Raw genomic sequence first — 17,237 nt, forward strand, 5'->3', positions numbered from 1 at the left:
GTGCAGGTGTCGGCGTACCCCGACCACTACGCCCAGTGGGAACAACAAGCCGCCGACCTCGTCACCCAACACTGGACCAGCTGACCCCACCCACACACACCAAACCGCTGGCCGGCACCCGACACCCCGGGTGCCGGCCAGCGGTATACCCACACCGCAACCACCCAAGAACGTACCCGGCAACCACCCGGGCAGCCTTCAGCCCGAGGCCACCAACTCCACCTCGTACCGCTGGCCAGGTGGTTGAGGCCGGAGGGCGAGCCGGTCGTGACGTCCGCCGAGTCGCCAGCAGTGGCCGACCTGCCACTGCTGGAACGACGTCCAGCCCAACTCGCCGAGCAGCCAGCCCCAGCTACGCATCGCGGCGTTCAGGTCGGGTATCCAGAGCTCCACGTGGTGCAGTGCACCGACGGTCACCGGCCTCCGCCCGGCACCCATAGCACGTCTCCGTCCGGATTTGCCGTTCTTGACAGGATGAAGAGCAGATCCGACAACCGGTTGAGATACTTTGCCGGGAGGTGGCTCGTCCGGTCGGGGTCGTGAGCGATGAGCGCCCACGCCGACCGCTCGGCGCGCCGGGCGATCGTCCGCGCCGCGTGCAGCAGCGCCGCGCCCGCGGTGCCGCCGGGGAGGATGAAGGAGTCGAGCTTGCTCAGGCGCACGTTGTACTCGTCGCACCAGCCCTCAAGACGCTCGACGTACTCCTCGGTGACCCGCAGCGGCGGGTACTTCGGATCCGGCTCGACGGGGGTCGACAGGTCGGCACCCACGTCGAACAGGTCGTTCTGGATCGACCCCAGCACCGAGCGGAGGACGTCCGGGAGTTGGCCCAGAGCAAGCGCCACGCCGAGCGCGGCATTGCACTCGTCGACGTCGGCGTACGCGGCGATCCGAGGATCGTTCTTCGGCACCTGCTCGTTGTTGCTCAACCTGGTCATGCCGGCATCGCCGGCCTTGGTGTAGATGCGCGTGAGGTGGACGGCCATGACGCACAGCCTACGGATACCGGACCTGACAATCCCGGCGCGGCCGGACATCGGCACGGGTTGGCCTGCGGGTGTCGGCCCGGGTGACGCCGGTGACCCCGGGCTCGCCGACGTCGACGTCATCCGGGTGCGCGGGGGCGCCCGGCTCACCGGCACCGTGCACGTGGTCGGTGCGAAGAACTCGGCGCTGAAGCTGATGGCCGCCGCCCTGCTGGCACCCGGCCGGACGGTCATCACGAACGTGCCCCGGATCACCGACATCGCGATCATGGGTGAGGTGCTACGTCGCCTCGGCTGTGACGTACGGTTCGACGCCGACGACCCGGTGGACCCGATGGTGGCGGTCGGCGGGGTGGCCCGGTCTCGTTCGGTGACCATCGACGTGCCGGAGCAGCCGGGCATGGAAGCCGACTACGACCTGGTCCGCCGGCTGCGCGCGTCGATCTGTGTGCTCGGTCCGCTGCTGGCCCGACGCGGCTACGTGCGGGTGGCCCACCCGGGCGGCGACGCGATCGGCTCACGGGGCCTGGACATGCACATCTCCGGGCTGACCCGGATGGGCGCTGACATCTCCGGCGAGCACGGTTTCGTGATCGCCTCCGCCACCGACCGGTTGCGTGGCGCGGAGATCGTGCTGGACTTTCCCAGCGTCGGAGCGACCGAGAACCTGGTCATGGCGGCGGTGTTGGCCGAGGGCACCACGGTGATCGACAACGCGGCCCGCGAACCCGAGATCGTCGACATCTGCACGATGCTCCAGCGGATGGGCGCGCTCATCGGCGGCGAAGGTACGTCGACGATCACCATCGTCGGCGTACCCAGGCTGAATCCGGTCCGGCACGCCACGGTGGGGGACCGGATCGTCGCGGGTACCTGGGCGTTCGGTGCGGCGATGACCCGTGGCGACGTCACCGTGACCGGACTCGACCCCGCGTTCCTGGAGGTGGCGCTGGACAAGGTGGTGACGGCCGGCGGCATGGTGGAGACCCGGGCGGACAGCTTCCGGGTACGCATGGACGACCGGCCCCGGTCAGTCGACGTGGTGACACTGCCCTATCCGGGCTTCGCCACCGACCTGCTTCCGATGGCGATCGGGCTCGCGGCGCTCAGCGAGGGTGCCTCCCTGATCACCGAGAACATCTTCGACGGTCGTTTCATGTTCGCCAACGAGATGATGCGGCTGGGCGCGGACATCAAAACCGACGGGCATCACGCCGTGGTACGCGGCCGGGAGCGGCTCTCCGGAGCGCCGGTACGCGCGACCGACATCCGCGCCGGAGCTGGGCTCATCATCGCCGGGCTCTGCGCCGACGGACTTACGGAGGTGTCCCACGTGCACCACGTCGACCGGGGCTACCCCGACTTCGTGGCCGACCTGCAGGCGCTCGGTATCGAGGTGGAACGGGCGCGGGCACCGGAGGAGCCCGAACTGACCATCTGAGCGCCTTAGCTGTCGTTCAGGCTCGCGCATTAGGGTGCAGTCAGACACTCATTCGCGGCGAAGGAGAAGCAGCATGGCGGGTCGACTCGCGGTCGTCGGTGCCGGACTGATGGGTTCGGGTATCGCTCAGGTGGCGGCGCAGGCCGGCTGGCAGGTGGTGCTGCGGGACCTGGACCAGACAGCGACGAAACGCGGTCTGGACGGCATCCGGCGGTCGCTGGCGAAGTTCGCCGAGAAGGGCAAGCTTTCCGAGGACGACGTCGAGGCGGCACTCGGGCGGATCACCGCCACCACCGACCTCGAAGCAGCCGGCGATGCGGACATCGTGATCGAGGCGGTCTTCGAGAAGCTGGAGATCAAACACGAGGTGTTCCGCGCGCTCGACAAGATCTGTAGGGCGGACGCGGTGCTGGCGACCAACACCTCCGCGATTCCGGTGACGCAGATCGCGACGGCAACCGAGCGACCGGAGGCGGTCGTCGGCACCCACTTCTTCTCGCCGGTGCCGATGATGAAGCTCTGCGAGCTGGTCCGTGGCTACAAGACCAGCGACGCGACGCTGGAGCAGGTGAAGTCCTTCGCCGAGGGCATCGGCAAGACCGTCGTGGTGGTGAACCGTGACATCGCCGGCTTCGTCACCACCCGGTTGATCTGCGCCCTGGCGATGGAGGCGGTCCAGCTGGTCGAGGCGGGTGTCATCTCCGCCGAAGACCTGGACACCGCCTGCCGGCTCGGTTTCGGGCACGCGATGGGCCCGCTGGCCACCATCGACCTGACCGGAGTCGACGTGCTGTTGAACGCCACTCGCAACATCTACACCGACACCGCCGACGAGAAGTTCTTTCCGCCGGAGCTGTTGCAGCGGATGGCCACCGCAGGCGACCTGGGCCGCAAGACCGGCGAGGGCTTCTACTCGTACTGAGTGCGAGGAAGGGCAGCTCACCAACGCCTCGTCCGCAACCGGAGGCGTCGAGGGGGTGCCCTTCCCTGCGGCTCAGCCGTCGCGGCGGGTGGTCCAGCGGAAGGTGGTCAGGCAGAGCACCAGACCGATCACGCACCAGATGCCCAGCACCAGGGCAACTCTGGTCAGCTCGAACGAGCCGCCGGGTTCGTCGGCGCCGAAGCTCTCCGGCAGGAAGACCGCCCGTAGCCCCTGGCACATCCACTTGAGGGGGAACAGCGCGGCAACCTGCTGCATCCAGGTCGGTAGGTTGGTGAAGACGAAGAAGACCCCGGAGATGAACTGGAGTACCAGCGAGACCGGGGTGACCACTGCCGAGCCGCTGCGGGAGGTCCGGGCCAGCGACGAGATGGCGATGCCGCAGAGCGTGCAGGCGGTCACACCCAGGGCGCTGACCCAGCCGAAGGTCAACCAGGTTGTGGCGTTGGTCGGCAGGTTCAGGTCGAACAGGGTCACCGAGACCGCGAGTAGCAGCGCGGTCGTCGCGACGCCGGTCACCAGCACCATGATCACTTTTCCGGCGAACCAGACCCACTTTGGCATCGGCGTGCCCCGGTAGCGCTTGAGCACTCCCCGGTCCCGCTCGATCGGGATCCAGATGCCGAGGTTCTGGAAGCTGACGGTCATCAGGCCGGTCGCGATCATCCCGGTGATGAAGTACTGCGTGTAGCTCACCCCGGGGGCGATCTCGCCGTCGAAGATCGATGCGAAGATCAGCACCATGATGAGCGGGAAGCCCAGCGTGAACACGACGGACTCGCGGCTGCGCAGGAACTGCCGGATCTCCAGCCGTCCCTGACGCAGGGCGAGGCCGGCCGGACCGCTGCGCCGGGCCGGGGGTGCCGCGGTGACCGGCTGCGCCGGTTTCGTCGTGGTGGTCATCGGTGTCCGATCATGGTCAGGTAGATGTCCTCGAGGGTGGGCCGGGAGACGGTCAGGCCGGGGACCTCGCCGCCGAAACGCGCGGCGAGTTCCGCCACCAGCGCCGTCGGCGCCGCACTCTGCGCGCTGTCCAGCGTCCCGTCCGGGGTACGCCAGGAAACGGTGGCCAGTGCCTCCTGCCGGTTGCCGAGCTGGTGCGGCGCGGCGGTCTCGACCAGCTGGCCGCCGGCGATCACACCGACCCGATCAGCGAGCGCCTCAGCCTCGTCCAGGTAGTGCGTCGTCAGCACGATCGTGGTGCCGGCGGCGGCGAGATCACGGATCAGCTCCCAGAACTCCCGGCGTGCCTCCGGGTCGAAGCCGGTGGTCGGCTCGTCCAGGAAGAGCAGCTCCGGGCGGCCGACGATGCCGAGCGCCACGTCCAGCCGGCGCTTCTGCCCCCCGGAGAGGGTGTGCGTACGCGCGCCGGCCTTGGCGGTCAGTCCGACCCGTTCGATCACCTTGTCAGGGTCGTCGGCGTCGCGGTAGAAGCCGGCGAAGTGGTGCACCACCTCGGCGACGGAGAGTTCGTCGAACTCTCCTGTGCCCTGGAACACGATGCCGACCCGCCCCCGCCAGTCGCGCGTCGGGTCGGCCGGATCGACGTCGAGGACGCGGACCTCACCGGCGTCGCGCCCGCGGTAGCCCTCCAGGATCTCCACCGTGGTCGTCTTCCCGGCGCCGTTCGGGCCGAGCAGGGCGAAAACCTCGCCCCGGTGGACGTCCAGGTCCAGGCCGGCGACCGCGACACTGCCGCCGTACGTCTTGCGCAGCCCCCGGACGCGGATCGCGACGTCGTCACTCATGCGTCAAGTGTGCGACCTTACGGCACCCGGTGTCCGCACCGGGGGTGGCGGAGGTTGTGTGGTTGCGCACAGCTACCGGACCGCTACCACCGGGCCCACGGTCGATCCCGCGGATTCCGGGTGGGGGGCCGGCGCCGTCGACGGGGTCTGCCCGGTTCGTGATCAGACGCGGAAGCCCGCTTCCCGTGCGGCCTGCCGCTCCCGACGCCGGTCCGCCCGGCGGCGCAGCAGCCACGGGAGGACGAACACCAGGCCGACCAGGAAAGCCAGTACCAGCACCGGCAGGATGATCGCCACGAGCGACATGATCACGCTCGTAGCGTCCTCGGCGGCACTGGCCACCGGCGCTCCCACGCCGGCCGTTGCCGCGTTGATCACTGGCCGGGCGGTCGACTTCAGCAGATGGACGCCGAGCGCGATGAGCACCCCGACCAGCACTGGCAGCCACTGGCCGCCGCTGGCGAAGAAGCTGTCAGGGTCGCTCACCGTCACCGTCTCGGACGCGGATCCGGCACCGAACGCGAGCCCGCCGGCCGTCGGCCGGACGACCGTCTGCACCATGTCGTTGACGTGGTCCACCACAGGCACCTTGTCCGCGACGACCTCGACGACGAGCAGCACCGCGAGAATGCCCAGAACCCATTCGTTGCCGAGCCACTGCCACCCGCCAGGCAGGTCAATGACGCTGGTGAAGCGGGCGAGAAGCCCCATCATCAGCAACGGGATGTAGGCGTTCAGCCCCGCCGAGGCGGCGAGACCGGTACCGGTGAGCACTTCGAGCACCAGCACAGCATGGCACCGGTACGCCAGCGCCGCTCGGTGGCGGGACCCGGTGACTCCGCTACCCTGCTCGGGTGCGGTTGGTCATTGCGAAATGCTCGGTGGACTATGTCGGACGGCTCTCGGCCCACCTGCCGCCGGCCACCCGGCTGCTGATGGTGAAGGCGGACGGATCGGTGTCGATCCACGCCGACGACCGGGCGTACAAGCCGTTGAACTGGATGAGCCCGCCCTGCAGGCTGGAGGAGGCACCCGGCGTCTGGCGGGTGGTGAACAAGGCTGGTGAGGAGTTGCGGATCACCCTGGAAGAGATCTTCCAGGACACCTCCTACGAACTCGGCGTCGATCCGGGGCTGCGGAAGGACGGCGTGGAGTCCCACCTCCAGGAGTTGCTGGCGGCCAACCCTCAGGCGCTTGGTGACGGGTACACCCTCGTGCGCCGGGAGTACATGACCGCCATCGGGCCGGTCGACCTGCTCTGCCGGGACGCCAAGCAGGGCACGGTCGCCGTCGAGGTGAAGCGCCGGGGTGAGATCGACGGGGTGGAGCAGCTCACCCGCTACCTGGAACTGCTCAACCGGGATCCGCTGCTCGCACCGGTCGCCGGGGTCTTCGCCGCTCAGGAAATCAAGCCGCAGGCGCGGGTGCTCGCCACCGACCGTGGGATCCGCTGTGTGGTGGTCGACTACGACCGGCTGCGCGGCATCGAGCGCGACGAGTTGACGCTCTTCTGACGACGGCGCCGGTCAGCGGCCGTAGAGCAGCTTGACCGCCCTCACCAGCCGGGCGACGTCGGCCTCGGTACGCCTGAAGGTGGTCGACGGCAGCAGTGAACGACTGCGGCGGCGGGTGACGGACTTTGTCCGGGCGAACTCGCGTAGCCCGTCCTCGCCATGGATGCGGCCGAAGCCTGACTCCCCGACCCCGCCGAACGGCAGGGTGGACATGCCGGCGAAGGTCAGCGTCGAGTTGATCGAAGCCATGCCGGAACGCAGCCGCCGGGCGATCGAGACCGCGTGCCGCTGACCGAAGACCGAACCACCCAGCCCGTACGGCAGGGCGTTGGCGCGGGACAGCGCCTCGTCGACGGTTCGGACCCGATTGACCGTCAGCGTGGGGCCGAAGGTCTCCTCGCGTACGGCGGCAGCGTCCTCCGGCACCTCCACCAGCACGGTCGGGTGCGCGTACGGAGGTCGGACCGCGTCGGGTCCACCGAGCACCGCGCGACCGCCACGGGTCACCGCGTCCTCGATGTGCCGGCGGATCACGTCGAGTTGACTCGGCATGGTGATCGGACCGATGTCCGCGTCGTCGGGACCGACGGTGAGCTGTCCGGCGTGGTCGACGACCTTGTCGACGAACTCGTCGAAGACCGGCTCCACGACGTAGGCCCGTTCGATGCCGATGCAGGTCTGTCCGGCGTTCGTCATGGCCCCCCAGACACAGGCCTCGGCGGCGGCGTCCAGGTCGGCGTCGGCGTCGACGATCATGGCGTCCTTGCCGCCGGCCTCCAGCAACACCGGGGTGAGCGATTCGGCGCAGGTCGCCATCACCTTCTTCGCGGTGGCCGTCGAACCGGTGAAGGCGAGTTTGTCGACACCGGCGCGGCACAGGGCGGCGCCGGTGTCACCGAGGCCGTGCACCGCGACGAGCACCGGATGCTCGGGCACCACCTCGGCGAAACTGTCGACGAGCCACTGGCCGACGACCGGGGTGTACTCGCTCGGCTTGAAGACCACCGCGTTGCCGGCGGCCAGCGCGTACGCGATGGAGCCGACGGGAGTGAAGACGGGATAGTTCCACGGACCGATCACGCCGATCACGCCGTGCGGCTGATATTCGAGGTGAGCGGAGAACTCGGCCAGGACGAGTCGGGAGCGGACCCGCCGGGGACCCAGCACCCGCTGTGCGTTGCGGGCCGCCCAGTCGATGTGTTCCACGGCGGTCACGATCTCGACGAGTGCGTCGGCGACCGGTTTGCCGGCTTCGGCGCGCATCAGCTCGGCCAACTGTTCCATCCGCTGGGCGAGCAGCCGCCGCCACCGCAGCAGTCGCTCCCGCCGCTCGTCGAAACCGAGCCCGGCCCACCACTGGCCGGCGGCGTGGGCCCGCTCGACGGCGCGTTCGACGTCGGCGGCGGCGGCGACCGGCACCCGGCCTGCTTCGTCACCCGACGCCGGGCTGGTCGAGACCAGGAGGTTGCCCTGGACCGTCGGGGTGCCGGGGGGTGGTACAGCCGTCATGGCGGAAGTGTAGACCTGAGAATTACTCGCCGGTAGGGATGGAGAACTGGGCGAATCATCCCAGCCGTCCACCGCATCGAATCGGACGAAACTCGTGATCCGCTCGGCAGTTTCGACGCCGGTCACCGTGGAAGATGTGAACACGAAGCACCCAGACGGTTACCGCTACGCATCCGGCTGGACGGTGGAGATGAAGACCGGGTGATGACACGCTTGTCCCGGATCGTCGCACGGGTGGAGGGGCTGACTGTCCATGGAGGAACATCCGCAACTGATGCCGCTGCTGACAGTGGCTGCCGGGCCGATGCGGGGCTGTCGCTTCCGGTTGCCCCAGCGGCCCCAGGTGATCGGCCGGGACCCGACCGTCGACATCGTGGTGCACGATCCGCACCTGAGCCGGCGACACGTCGAGATCTGGCGGGCCGGCGAGGGAACCGCACTGGTGGATCTCGGGTCGACGAACGGCACCTGGGTGAACGACCGCCGGGCCACCGAGGTCGTCCAGCTCAGTGACGGCGACGTGATACGGGTCGGCTGCACCGAACTGAGATTCTTCGACCCCGGTGTGGCCCGGACAGACCCGGTGGGCTTCAGTTTCGAGCTGCCCCGTCAGGAGCGTCGTACGACCCGGCCACTGCCTACCACGGTCGCCTCGCCCACGCTGCCGGGTCGATCCGGCGCATCCGAGACGGCAGCCGTACTCGGCGGCCACCGCTGACAACCAGGCCCCGGCCAGCCCAGGTCACCGCCCCGGCCCGACGGCGTGAGGTGCCGGCCCTGCATCCCACGCAGTCGGATGGATACCGACCACAAGCGCCGGCCCGGACACGTGGGGCTCCGCCACATGGACCGGCGGTGGCGGTCGTGGCAGCATCCCGCGGATGGAAACCCAGCAGCAGGTCGTCACCGCGAACGGGGTCACGCAGGCCGTCCGGGTGACCGGACCTGTCGACGGCGTGCCGGTTCTGCTCGTACACGGCAACTGCTCCTCGGCAGCCTTCTGGGAGCCACTGGTCCGCCGCCTGCCGGAGACCCTGCGGGTGGTCGCCCCGGACCTGCGCGGCTACGGTGCCTCCCAGCCGGCCCCGGTCGACGCCACCCGTGGCCTGACCGACTTCGCCGACGACGTGGCGGCACTGCTCGACGAGCCCTCGCTCTTCGCCCAGGGCAGCCGACCCGTGCTGGTCGGCCACTCACTAGGCGGCGGAGTGGCGATGCGCCTGCTGGTGGACCACCCCGACCGGATCGCCGGGGTGCTGCTGGCGGCGCCGGTCTCTCCGTACGGCTTCGGGGCCACCCGCGACCTGACGGGCAACCCGACCACGCCCGACCTCGCCGGCTCCGGCGCGGGCACGGCGAACGGCGACTTCGTCGCGCGACTCGCTGCCGGCGACCGCAGTACCGAGGCACCGACCAGCCCGCGTAGTGTGCTGCGGACCGCGTACGTCAACGAGCCCGCCTGCCTCGGCGACGACGAGGAACTGCTGCTCGACAGCCTGCTCTCCACCGCGACCGGCACGGACAACTACCCCGGTGACGTGACAGGGTCGCCCAACTGGCCGGGAAGCGCTCCCGGCGATCGTGGCGTCCTCAATGCGCTCGCACGCTTCCGGGTCGCCGAGGAACTCGTGGCCGTGACGCCCAAGCCTCCGGTCACCTGGATCCGCGGTGACGCCGACGTGATCGTCTCTGACACCTCACTGTTCGATCTCGCGCAGCTCGGGGCGCTCGGAGTGGTGCCCGGCTGGCCCGGGCCGCAGGACTGCCCGCCACAGCCGATGATCGGGCAGACCCGGGCGGTGCTCAACCGGTACGCCTTGGCTGGCGGCAACTACCGGGAGGTGGCTCTGCCCGGCTGCGGGCACAGCCCACACCTGGAACGCCCTGCCGAGTTCGTCGCGGAACTGCTCACCCTGGTCGAGGCCGTCACGGTCGACGGCACGCCGCGCTGAGCCGTCCGACCCTTCGCGACCAGCCGAACGGGTAAACCAGGGCATCGGTGACATGTGCCACGACTCCTCGACAACCCTGTGTCACATGGCAGACTCGCGCGCATGACCTGAGCGGCCGTTCAGCTCGGCCGTATCGTGGCAGGACATCGGGAGGCATGAACGTGGCGCGCGAGTTCACCAGCGTGGGTGTGGTGGGTCTGGGCACCATGGGTGCCGGCATCGTCGAGGTCTTCGCCCGCCACGGCATCGACGTGGTGGCCGTCGAGATCTCCGACGTCGCACTCGACCGTGGGCGGGCGATCCTCACCAGCTCGACGGAGAGGGCGGTGGCCCGCGGGAAACTCACCGAGGCCGACCGGGACACCCTGCTGGCCCGAGTCACCTTCGCCGTCGGACTGGACGCGTTGCACTCGGTCGACCTGGTGATCGAGGCGGTACCCGAGTACCTCGACCTCAAGCGGCGGATCTTCGCCGAGCTGGACCGGGTCTGCAAGCCCGAAGCGATCCTCGCCACCAACACGTCGTCGCTGAGCGTCACAGAGATCTCCGTGGCCACCAGTCGCCCCGACCAGGTGGTCGGCATCCACTTCTTCAATCCGGCTCCGGTGATGAAGCTGGTCGAGGTGGTCCGCACTGTGGTCACCTCGGCCGAGGTGGTAGCGGACGTGGAAGCCCTGTGCGGGCGGCTCGGCAAGGTTGATGTCACCATCAGCGACCGGGCCGGTTTCATCGCCAACGCATTGCTCTTCGGCTACCTGAACCACGCCGTCGGCATGTTCGAATGCCGGTACGCCGCCCGCGAGGACATCGACGCCGCCATGAAGCTCGGCTGCGGGCTACCCATGGGGCCGCTCGCGCTGCTGGACCTGATCGGTCTGGACACCGCTTACGAGATCCTGGACACCATGTACCGGCGGGGTGGCCGGGACCGTCGGCACACCCCGGTGCCGCTGCTCAAGCAGATGGTGACCGCTGGACTGCTCGGACGGAAAACCGGCCGGGGCTTCTACACCTACGAGGGGCCTGGCTCCTCGAAGGTCGTACCGGACGAGCAGACGCCGACCGCGACGGAGCTGGCACCGGTCGACGTGGCGACAACCCGAATCGGCGTGGTGGGGTCATCGACGACGGCCACCGGGATCGTCGAGGCCTTCGCCGGGGCCGGCTACGAGGTGGTGTCGGTGTCCACGGGCGGGCTCAGCGCACCCGGCCGGGACGGTGGTACCGGCCGGGTCACCTGGGCGGCGATGCTGGACCAGTTGGCCGACGTCGACCTGGTGGTCGAGGCCACGGCCGAGGAGCCCAACGCCCGAAAGGCCCTCTTCGCCAGCCTCGACGAGATCTGCAAGCCGGGTGCGGTGCTGGCCACCGCCACCGCCGCGCTGCCGGTGATCGATTTGGCGATGGCCACCCGACGCTCGGCCGCCGTGGTGGGTCTGCACTTTCCCGGGCCGGCCCCGGCGACGCCGCTCGTCGAGATCGTCAGGACGATCCGTACCTCCGCCGAGACCGTCGCCACCGCTCAGGCGGTCACCGCCAGCTTGGGTAGGACCGGTGTGGTCTGCGCAGACCGCTCCGGTTTCATCGTCAACGCGCTGCTGTTCCCGTACCTGAACGACGCGGTGCGGATGCTGGAGGCCGGCTACTCCACCGTCAACGACATCGACCACGCGATGAAGCTGGGATGCGGCTACCCGGTGGGCCCGTTCGAGCTGCTCGACATGGTGGGCCTGGACGTGGCGCTTGCCGTACAACGTGGGCTGTACCTGGAGCTACGCGAGCCCGGCCTGGCCCCCACCCCGTTGCTGGAACATCTGGTCACCGCCGGCTACCTGGGGCGGAGGTCCGGCCGTGGTTTCCGCGACCACACCCACCGCTGACCGGGGCGCGGCCGTTCACCCGTACGCTTGACGACGTGAGTCCGCGTCGCAACCGTCCCCGCCGTGACGAGGGGATGCACGTCGACATCGAGCGCGCCCGGCACGGCGTCGCCACGGTCCAACAGTGGCGCGACGGTCAGTGGCAGGTGCGTGGCATCAGCGGCGGCGCGTCCACCAAGACGTACCGCTGCCCCGGATGCGACCAGGAGATCCGGCCCGGGGTGGCGCACGTCGTGGCCTGGCCAGCGGACGGCCGGGGTGACCTCACCGACCGGCGGCACTGGCACACCGGCTGCTGGCGGGCACGCGACAGGCGGGCCCCGGTGATTCAGCGTGGTCACCGCAACGGGAGACTCGAGGCATGAGCACACCGATCCGCGCCTCCTCGATCCTGCCCGGGCATCGGGAGGACATCGAGCTGCACACCGCAGACGACCTGCGGTTGGTCGGCGAGCTGGCCCGCCCGGTCGACCGGGAACCGGCCGCCACCCTGATCTGCCTGCACCCGCTGCCCACCCACGGCGGGATGATGGACAGCCACATCTTCCGTAAGGCTGCCTGGCGGCTACCCGCCCTGGCGGACGTGGCGGTTCTCCGGTTCAACACGCGGGGCACCAGCAGCGTACGCGGCACCAGCGAAGGCAGCTTCGACTCCGCCGTCGGCGAGCGCTTCGACGTCGCCGCGGCGATCGAGTACGCCGAGTTCCACGAGTTGCCGAACGTCTGGCTGCTCGGTTGGTCGTTCGGCACCGACCTGGTGTTGCGCTACGGCTGCGACCCGGCGGTGAACGGCGCGATCCTGCTCTCCCCACCGTTGCGCTACTCCGGTCGGTCGGACCTCGCCGAGTGGGCAGAGTCCGGCAAGCCGCTCACCGCGCTGGTGCCGGAGTTCGACGACTACCTGCGCCCGGAGCAGGCCCGCGAGCAGTTCGCGGCGGTGCCACAGGCCGAGGTCGTCGGTGTACCCGGTGCCAAGCATCTCTGGGTCGGCGACTCCGAGACCGTGCTGGACGAGGTGGTCCGGCGGGTGAACCCGTCGGTGTCGGTGCCGCTGCCGACCACCTGGGACGGGCCGATGCAGACCGGTGACGCCAGTGCGTACGCCGACCGGACGGTCGCCGCGTACGCTGACACCCCGATTTCGGGCCCACCCCAACGTCAGGCCGACTGAACACCGCACGTCCGGCACCAGAGGTCGTGTTGCGTGCACGCTCTCAGCTCGACAGGGTGGGAGCACCGTCACCCCTGAGCCGGACCCGTCCACCCACCGACCCACCCAGGTCAAGGGGCTCGCCGGAGAAGCGTGTGCGGCGGAGGACCGGTGCGGTGCGTCAGTCGGAGATGACTTTGCTGGGCTTGGCGCTGCGTTCGTCCGTGGTTGGTTTGGTAGGACGCTTGCCGTTCTCGCCGGTACTGGTGATCTTCGTCGGGGTGGCACCTCGGCCCCCTTCACCGGGGACCGCCGCCACCGTCGGTTCGCCCTCCACTCCCTCGCTCGCGGTTCCGCCGTCGACGGTTGTCGGCTCGGCCACCGGCCTGGCCAGCGGAGAATCCTCGACCGTGGTGACCGGTTCCGCCACCGGTCTCGCCGGCCCCTTGTCCCCGGGATCGCCGGACGGAGCAGCAGCCGGCGTGTCACCGGAGGTTCGGACGCCGTTCACTGAGCTGCCGGTGGGGCGTGCCCCGTTCGTGGACCTGCCGGCGGACGAGGACAGGGGTGTGGTCGACGCGGTGGACGCTGAGGTGGCCTGCAAGCGCAGACCGAGTAGCTTACGCTCCAACTCGTCGGACTCCTGCCGGGATTTCCATGTCTCCTGGCGCAGGTCGGCGAGCTGCTGTTGGGCTTTGGCGATCTCCAGCATCACCTGCGCGAGCTGCTGCCGGCTCGCCGCCGCCTCCTGCTGAGTGGCGGCCAGGTGCTGTTGGGTGGTGGCCAGGTGCTGTTGGGTGGTGGCTGCGTACTCCTCGAACTGGCGGCGGGACGAGGCGACGTACTCGTCGGCTTCGCGCCGCACCGCGGTGACGTGCTCGTCGGCTTCGCGTCGGGTGGCGGTGGCGTACTCGTCGGCTTCGCGCCGCTTCGTGGCCGACTCGGCCTCCGACTGGCGCAGCAACTCACCGGCCTGCTCCTGCGCCCGCCCCAGGACGTCTGCGGCCTCCTGCTCGGCGGTCCGGCGAATCTGGTCGGCACCCTGCTCGATCTCGTTCTTCCGCGCCGTGTACTCCGATTCCAGCTGCGCCCTACGGGTTTCGAAGCCGGACTCCATCTCGGCGGTACGGGCACGGGTCCGCTCGTCCAACTCGGTGTTGCGGGTCTTGTACTGCTTCTCCAACTGGTCGCGGCGGGTGGTGAACTCGCGTTCGGCGGTGGCCTTGCGCTCGGTCAACTCCTGGTCGGCCGCCTCGCGTCGGCTGTTGACCTCCTTCTCCACCCCGGCCCGCCAGGCACCCAGTTCCTGCTGCGCCTGTGCACGGGCCTGCTGCACGTACGCCTCGGTCTCGCTGCGCATCCGTTCGGCGTACGCCTCGGTCTCGACGCGGGTGTGCTTCGCAGCCTCGGTCGCCTGGGCCTTCAACCGCTCGGCTTCCTGGCGGGCCTTGTCACGGGCGGCCCGGCCGGCCTCGGCGGCGTCGTCGATGATCTGCTTGGCCTCTTGTTGGGCCTTTGCGTGGGTGGCCCGGCCCGCCTCGGTGGCCTGATCGACAAGCCGTCGCGACTCGTGCTGCGCCTTCGCGTGCACCTCCTTGGCGGCGTCGCGAAGCTGGACCGCCTCCTGTTGCGCGGTGGCAAGCACCTCACGGGCCGCGTCGCGCAGCTTGGTCGCCTCCTGCTGGGCCCGACTGTGAATCTCCTTGGCGGCGTCCCGTAGCTGCGTCGCCTCCTGCTGGGCTCGGGCCATCGCCTCCTGAGCCGACTTGCGCAGCCGGGCGGCCTCCTCCTTCGCCGACCTCGCGGCGGCTTCCGACTCGGCCCGACGTGCGGCGGCCTGCCGCTCCTCCTCGCTTCGACGGGCGGCCAAGGCGATCTCGAAGTCCTTGAGCGCGGTGGCCGCCGCGACGCGGGCCTCCTCGATGATGTGTTCGGCGGCGGCTCGCCGGGCCTCGATCTCCTCGTTGGCGGCGGCGAGGATGTCCTCAGCCTGTTCCTCGGCCAGCGAGAGGATCTGTTCCACCCGGGGCCCGAGGTGCCGGAAGGCGGCCCGGTCGACGACCCCGACCTGTCTGCGCACCTGGGCGAGGTCACGTTGCAGCACCTCGACCTGGCCGGCCAGCTTGTGGATCTGGGTGTACGCCTGCTCCCGTTCGGCCGCGAGCGCGGCGATCTCGTGCTCCGCACGGGCGACGTACCGGTCGACCTGTCGTTTCTCGTACCCCCGCAGGGCGGACTCGAAGCTGGGCTCCGTGGTCACGTCCCCGCCGAGAGCGAACAGTTCCTCGCCGTGCGACATGCTCCCATCCTCACACGCATCAGGCCCTCCTGGGGCGATACGGACGCCCAGGATAGGAGGTACTTCACACGGATCGGAGCGAGCCCGAGACGCATGACGGCGTGAGGTGACACCGGGTTACCGGTGTCACCTCACGCCGTAGAACATGCCCCTGTGCGGAGTCGGCTCAGCTGGCCGACTCGGCGGTGATGCGCTTGTCGGAGTCCTCCTCCTTGACGTCTTCCGCCTTCGTGGCCTCGACCTTGGCAACCACCGCGTCGGCCACACCCGGCACCAGGCCGGCGAGGCCGGCGAGGCTGGAGCGGATCTGGACGAGTTGAGCGGTGACGGCATCCTTCTGCCGGGTGAGGTCCTCGACCTCGCGGTTGGCCGCCTGGGTGGTCAGTTCGGCCTCGGTGCGGGCCTCGTTGAGCAGACGCTGCGACTCGGCGCGGGCCTCGTTGAGCGTCCGCTCGGCCAGCGCCTTGGCCTTCTCCACCGTCTCGGTCGCGTTGCGCTCCGACTCGACCCGGCGGGCCTCGGCGCGCTGCTCGATCTCCTTGGCCCGATCCTGCGCGGCCCGGGCCCGCTGCTCGGCCTCGTTCACCAGCTTCTGGGTCTGGGCGACCTGAGCTGCGTGCCGCTCCGACTCCTCCCGCTCGGCCTTCTCCCGCCGCTCGGCGAGCTGCAACTCCAGAGCCTGGAGATCCTTGTCGCGCTTGTCGCGGGCATCGGTGAGCAGCTTCGTCGCCTCGGCGCGCTTCTCCTCGGCTTCGCGGGCGGCCTTGGCCCGCTGCTGGGTGATCTCACGCTCGGCGGTGGCCCGCAGGGTGGCGACCTCGCGCTCCACTGTGGACTTCAGCTCGGCGACCTCGTGCGCGGTCACCGTACGTAGCTGCTTGGTCTCCCGTTCGGCATCGGCGCGCAGGGTGTCGGCCTCGCGGCGGGCCTGGACGCGGACCTCGGCAGCCTCGCGCTCGGCGGCGGTACGGACGTTGCCCGCTTCCCGCTCGGCGGTCGCCTTCATCGCCGCGGCCTCGGCGCGCGCCTTGTCGGTGATCTCCCGCGCTTCGAGGCGCGCGGCGGAGAGGATGCCCTCCGACTCGCGCTTGGCCTCGTTGCGGTGGTCGTTGGCCTGCTCCTCGGCGAGCCGGAGGATCTGCTCGACCCGGGTGCCGAGGCCGGACAGCGTGGGCCGGCTGTTCTCCTCGAGCTGTTTGTTGGTGTCGGTGAGCTTCTGCTCAAGGGCAGTGAGTCGCTGCTCGGACTGCCGGAGCCGGCGCTGCGCGTCGTTGAGTGCCTGCTCGGCGTCGGCGCGGTCCTTGTTGGCCTGGCTCAGCGCGGCGTTGAGCCGGCCGATGAAGTCGTCGACCTGACCTGTGTTGTATCCGCGCAGGCCAACCGTGAAATCTGGCTGCGAGTTCGCGTTATCGAAGAACGCGAGAGGGGAGGACTGCTGCTGGGGCATTGGGACATACTGGCAGACTCCCTGGGGTGCTTCGCAAGAGCGTGCCGTCCTTTGCCGCCGGTATTACCGGGTCGACCCCGCACGGCGGCCGACCACCGGGGCGACACCGGGGCAGCAGGCGATCTTGCCAGCTCCGGGGAAGCCGGATGGCACGGAGCGTGAGGTGGAAATGGGCCGTGGCGGGATCGCGCACGGCCCATTGTTTCCCGCGTCTTGTTTCCCGTGTCGTCCGATCGCGCGAATGGGCGTCCGGTCGCCCGTGTGGATAGCTAATCGGCGATCACCGAATGGCCATCGGTGTATCCGCCGTCAGGTCAGCGTCGGTTGATCGCCTCGGGCGTGGCGGGCGCACCTTCGTGCCCGGCGGCGGG

At 69.7% G+C, this 17,237-nt stretch carries 16 protein-coding genes; 8 read left to right on the forward strand and 8 right to left on the reverse strand.

Features of this window, described 5'->3' with window-relative positions; translation table 11 throughout:
* Positions 1–198 precede the first annotated feature (198 nt).
* Together HCA58_RS23650 and HCA58_RS19635 are read right to left on the reverse strand one after the other, a co-directional pair.
* Positions 199–417 (reverse strand): hypothetical protein, encoded by a 219-nt coding sequence (locus HCA58_RS23650; RefSeq protein ID WP_240956507.1) that lies wholly within the window; start codon positions 415–417, stop codon positions 199–201.
* Positions 414–986: a cob(I)yrinic acid a,c-diamide adenosyltransferase gene (locus HCA58_RS19635; protein ID WP_169599303.1), complete on the reverse strand. Its 573-nt coding sequence runs from the start codon at positions 984–986 to the stop codon at positions 414–416. Before HCA58_RS19635 ends, HCA58_RS23650 begins: the two co-directional genes overlap by 4 nt.
* Between HCA58_RS19635 and murA the strand changes: the two genes are divergently transcribed.
* Together murA and HCA58_RS19645 are read left to right on the forward strand one after the other, a co-directional pair.
* A complete protein-coding gene (gene murA, locus HCA58_RS19640) occupies positions 985–2,427 on the forward strand; it encodes a UDP-N-acetylglucosamine 1-carboxyvinyltransferase (RefSeq protein WP_169599304.1) in 1,443 nt (480 codons plus the stop codon). The two genes, HCA58_RS19635 and murA, sit on opposite strands and share 2 nt — an antisense overlap.
* Positions 2,428–2,500: 73 nt before the next feature.
* Positions 2,501–3,349 (forward strand): 3-hydroxyacyl-CoA dehydrogenase family protein, encoded by an 849-nt coding sequence (locus tag HCA58_RS19645; protein ID WP_169599305.1) that lies wholly within the window; start codon positions 2,501–2,503, stop codon positions 3,347–3,349.
* 72 nt (positions 3,350–3,421) lie between these two features.
* On the opposite strand, the gene HCA58_RS19650 is transcribed toward HCA58_RS19645, so the two are convergent.
* The 3 genes from HCA58_RS19650 to HCA58_RS19660 all read right to left on the reverse strand — a co-directional run bounded on the left by HCA58_RS19650 (position 3,422) and on the right by HCA58_RS19660 (position 5,898).
* Positions 3,422–4,270 carry an ABC transporter permease gene (locus HCA58_RS19650; protein WP_169599306.1) on the reverse strand — a complete coding sequence of 283 codons (849 nt, stop codon included), beginning with the start codon at positions 4,268–4,270 and terminating at the stop codon, positions 3,422–3,424.
* Entirely contained in the window at positions 4,267–5,115 is an 849-nt protein-coding gene (locus HCA58_RS19655) for an ABC transporter ATP-binding protein (protein ID WP_169599307.1), read from the reverse strand. Before HCA58_RS19655 ends, HCA58_RS19650 begins: the two co-directional genes overlap by 4 nt.
* Before the next feature lie 162 nt (positions 5,116–5,277).
* Positions 5,278–5,898 (reverse strand): DUF4126 domain-containing protein, encoded by a 621-nt coding sequence (locus HCA58_RS19660; protein ID WP_169599377.1) that lies wholly within the window; start codon positions 5,896–5,898, stop codon positions 5,278–5,280.
* Between the two features lie 71 nt (positions 5,899–5,969).
* Between HCA58_RS19660 and nucS the strand changes: the two genes are divergently transcribed.
* A complete protein-coding gene (gene nucS / locus HCA58_RS19665) occupies positions 5,970–6,629 on the forward strand; it encodes an endonuclease NucS (RefSeq protein ID WP_169599308.1) in 660 nt (219 codons plus the stop codon).
* 12 nt (positions 6,630–6,641) lie between these two features.
* Here nucS and HCA58_RS19670 read toward each other — a convergent pair whose 3' ends face one another.
* The gene (locus HCA58_RS19670; protein ID WP_169599309.1) at positions 6,642–8,138 is read right to left on the reverse strand and encodes an aldehyde dehydrogenase family protein; all 1,497 of its coding nucleotides are present in this window, start codon (positions 8,136–8,138) and stop codon (positions 6,642–6,644) included.
* Between the two features lie 253 nt (positions 8,139–8,391).
* On the opposite strand from HCA58_RS19670, the gene HCA58_RS19675 reads away from it, so the two are divergent.
* From HCA58_RS19675 to HCA58_RS19695, 5 genes are all read left to right on the forward strand, one after another.
* Positions 8,392–8,856, forward strand: coding sequence for an FHA domain-containing protein (locus HCA58_RS19675; protein ID WP_169599310.1), 465 nt, complete (start codon positions 8,392–8,394; stop codon positions 8,854–8,856).
* A 163-nt stretch (positions 8,857–9,019) separates the two neighbouring features.
* Complete coding sequence (locus HCA58_RS19680) at positions 9,020–10,090, forward strand: alpha/beta hydrolase (protein WP_169599311.1); 1,071 nt, start codon at positions 9,020–9,022, stop codon at positions 10,088–10,090.
* Positions 10,091–10,251: 161 nt separating this feature from the next.
* On the forward strand, positions 10,252–11,970 hold the full coding sequence (locus HCA58_RS19685) for a 3-hydroxybutyryl-CoA dehydrogenase (protein WP_169599378.1): 1,719 nt from the start codon (positions 10,252–10,254) through the stop codon (positions 11,968–11,970).
* A 74-nt stretch (positions 11,971–12,044) separates the two neighbouring features.
* Positions 12,045–12,335, forward strand: a complete 291-nt coding sequence (locus tag HCA58_RS19690) for a hypothetical protein (protein WP_169599379.1) — start codon at positions 12,045–12,047, stop codon at positions 12,333–12,335.
* Positions 12,332–13,141: an alpha/beta hydrolase gene (locus HCA58_RS19695; RefSeq protein WP_169599312.1), complete on the forward strand. Its 810-nt coding sequence runs from the start codon at positions 12,332–12,334 to the stop codon at positions 13,139–13,141. Before HCA58_RS19690 ends, HCA58_RS19695 begins: the two co-directional genes overlap by 4 nt.
* 160 nt (positions 13,142–13,301) lie before the next feature.
* On the opposite strand, the gene HCA58_RS19700 is transcribed toward HCA58_RS19695, so the two are convergent.
* The gene (locus HCA58_RS19700; protein ID WP_169599313.1) at positions 13,302–15,419 is read right to left on the reverse strand and encodes a hypothetical protein; all 2,118 of its coding nucleotides are present in this window, start codon (positions 15,417–15,419) and stop codon (positions 13,302–13,304) included.
* Positions 15,420–15,585: 166 nt separating this feature from the next.
* Positions 15,586–16,866, reverse strand: coding sequence for a DivIVA domain-containing protein (locus tag HCA58_RS19705; RefSeq protein WP_169599314.1), 1,281 nt, complete (start codon positions 16,864–16,866; stop codon positions 15,586–15,588).
* Positions 16,867–17,237 lie beyond the last annotated feature (371 nt).

The organism is Micromonospora sp. HNM0581, from assembly GCF_012726175.1.
Classification (GTDB): Bacteria; Actinomycetota; Actinomycetes; order Mycobacteriales; family Micromonosporaceae; genus Micromonospora.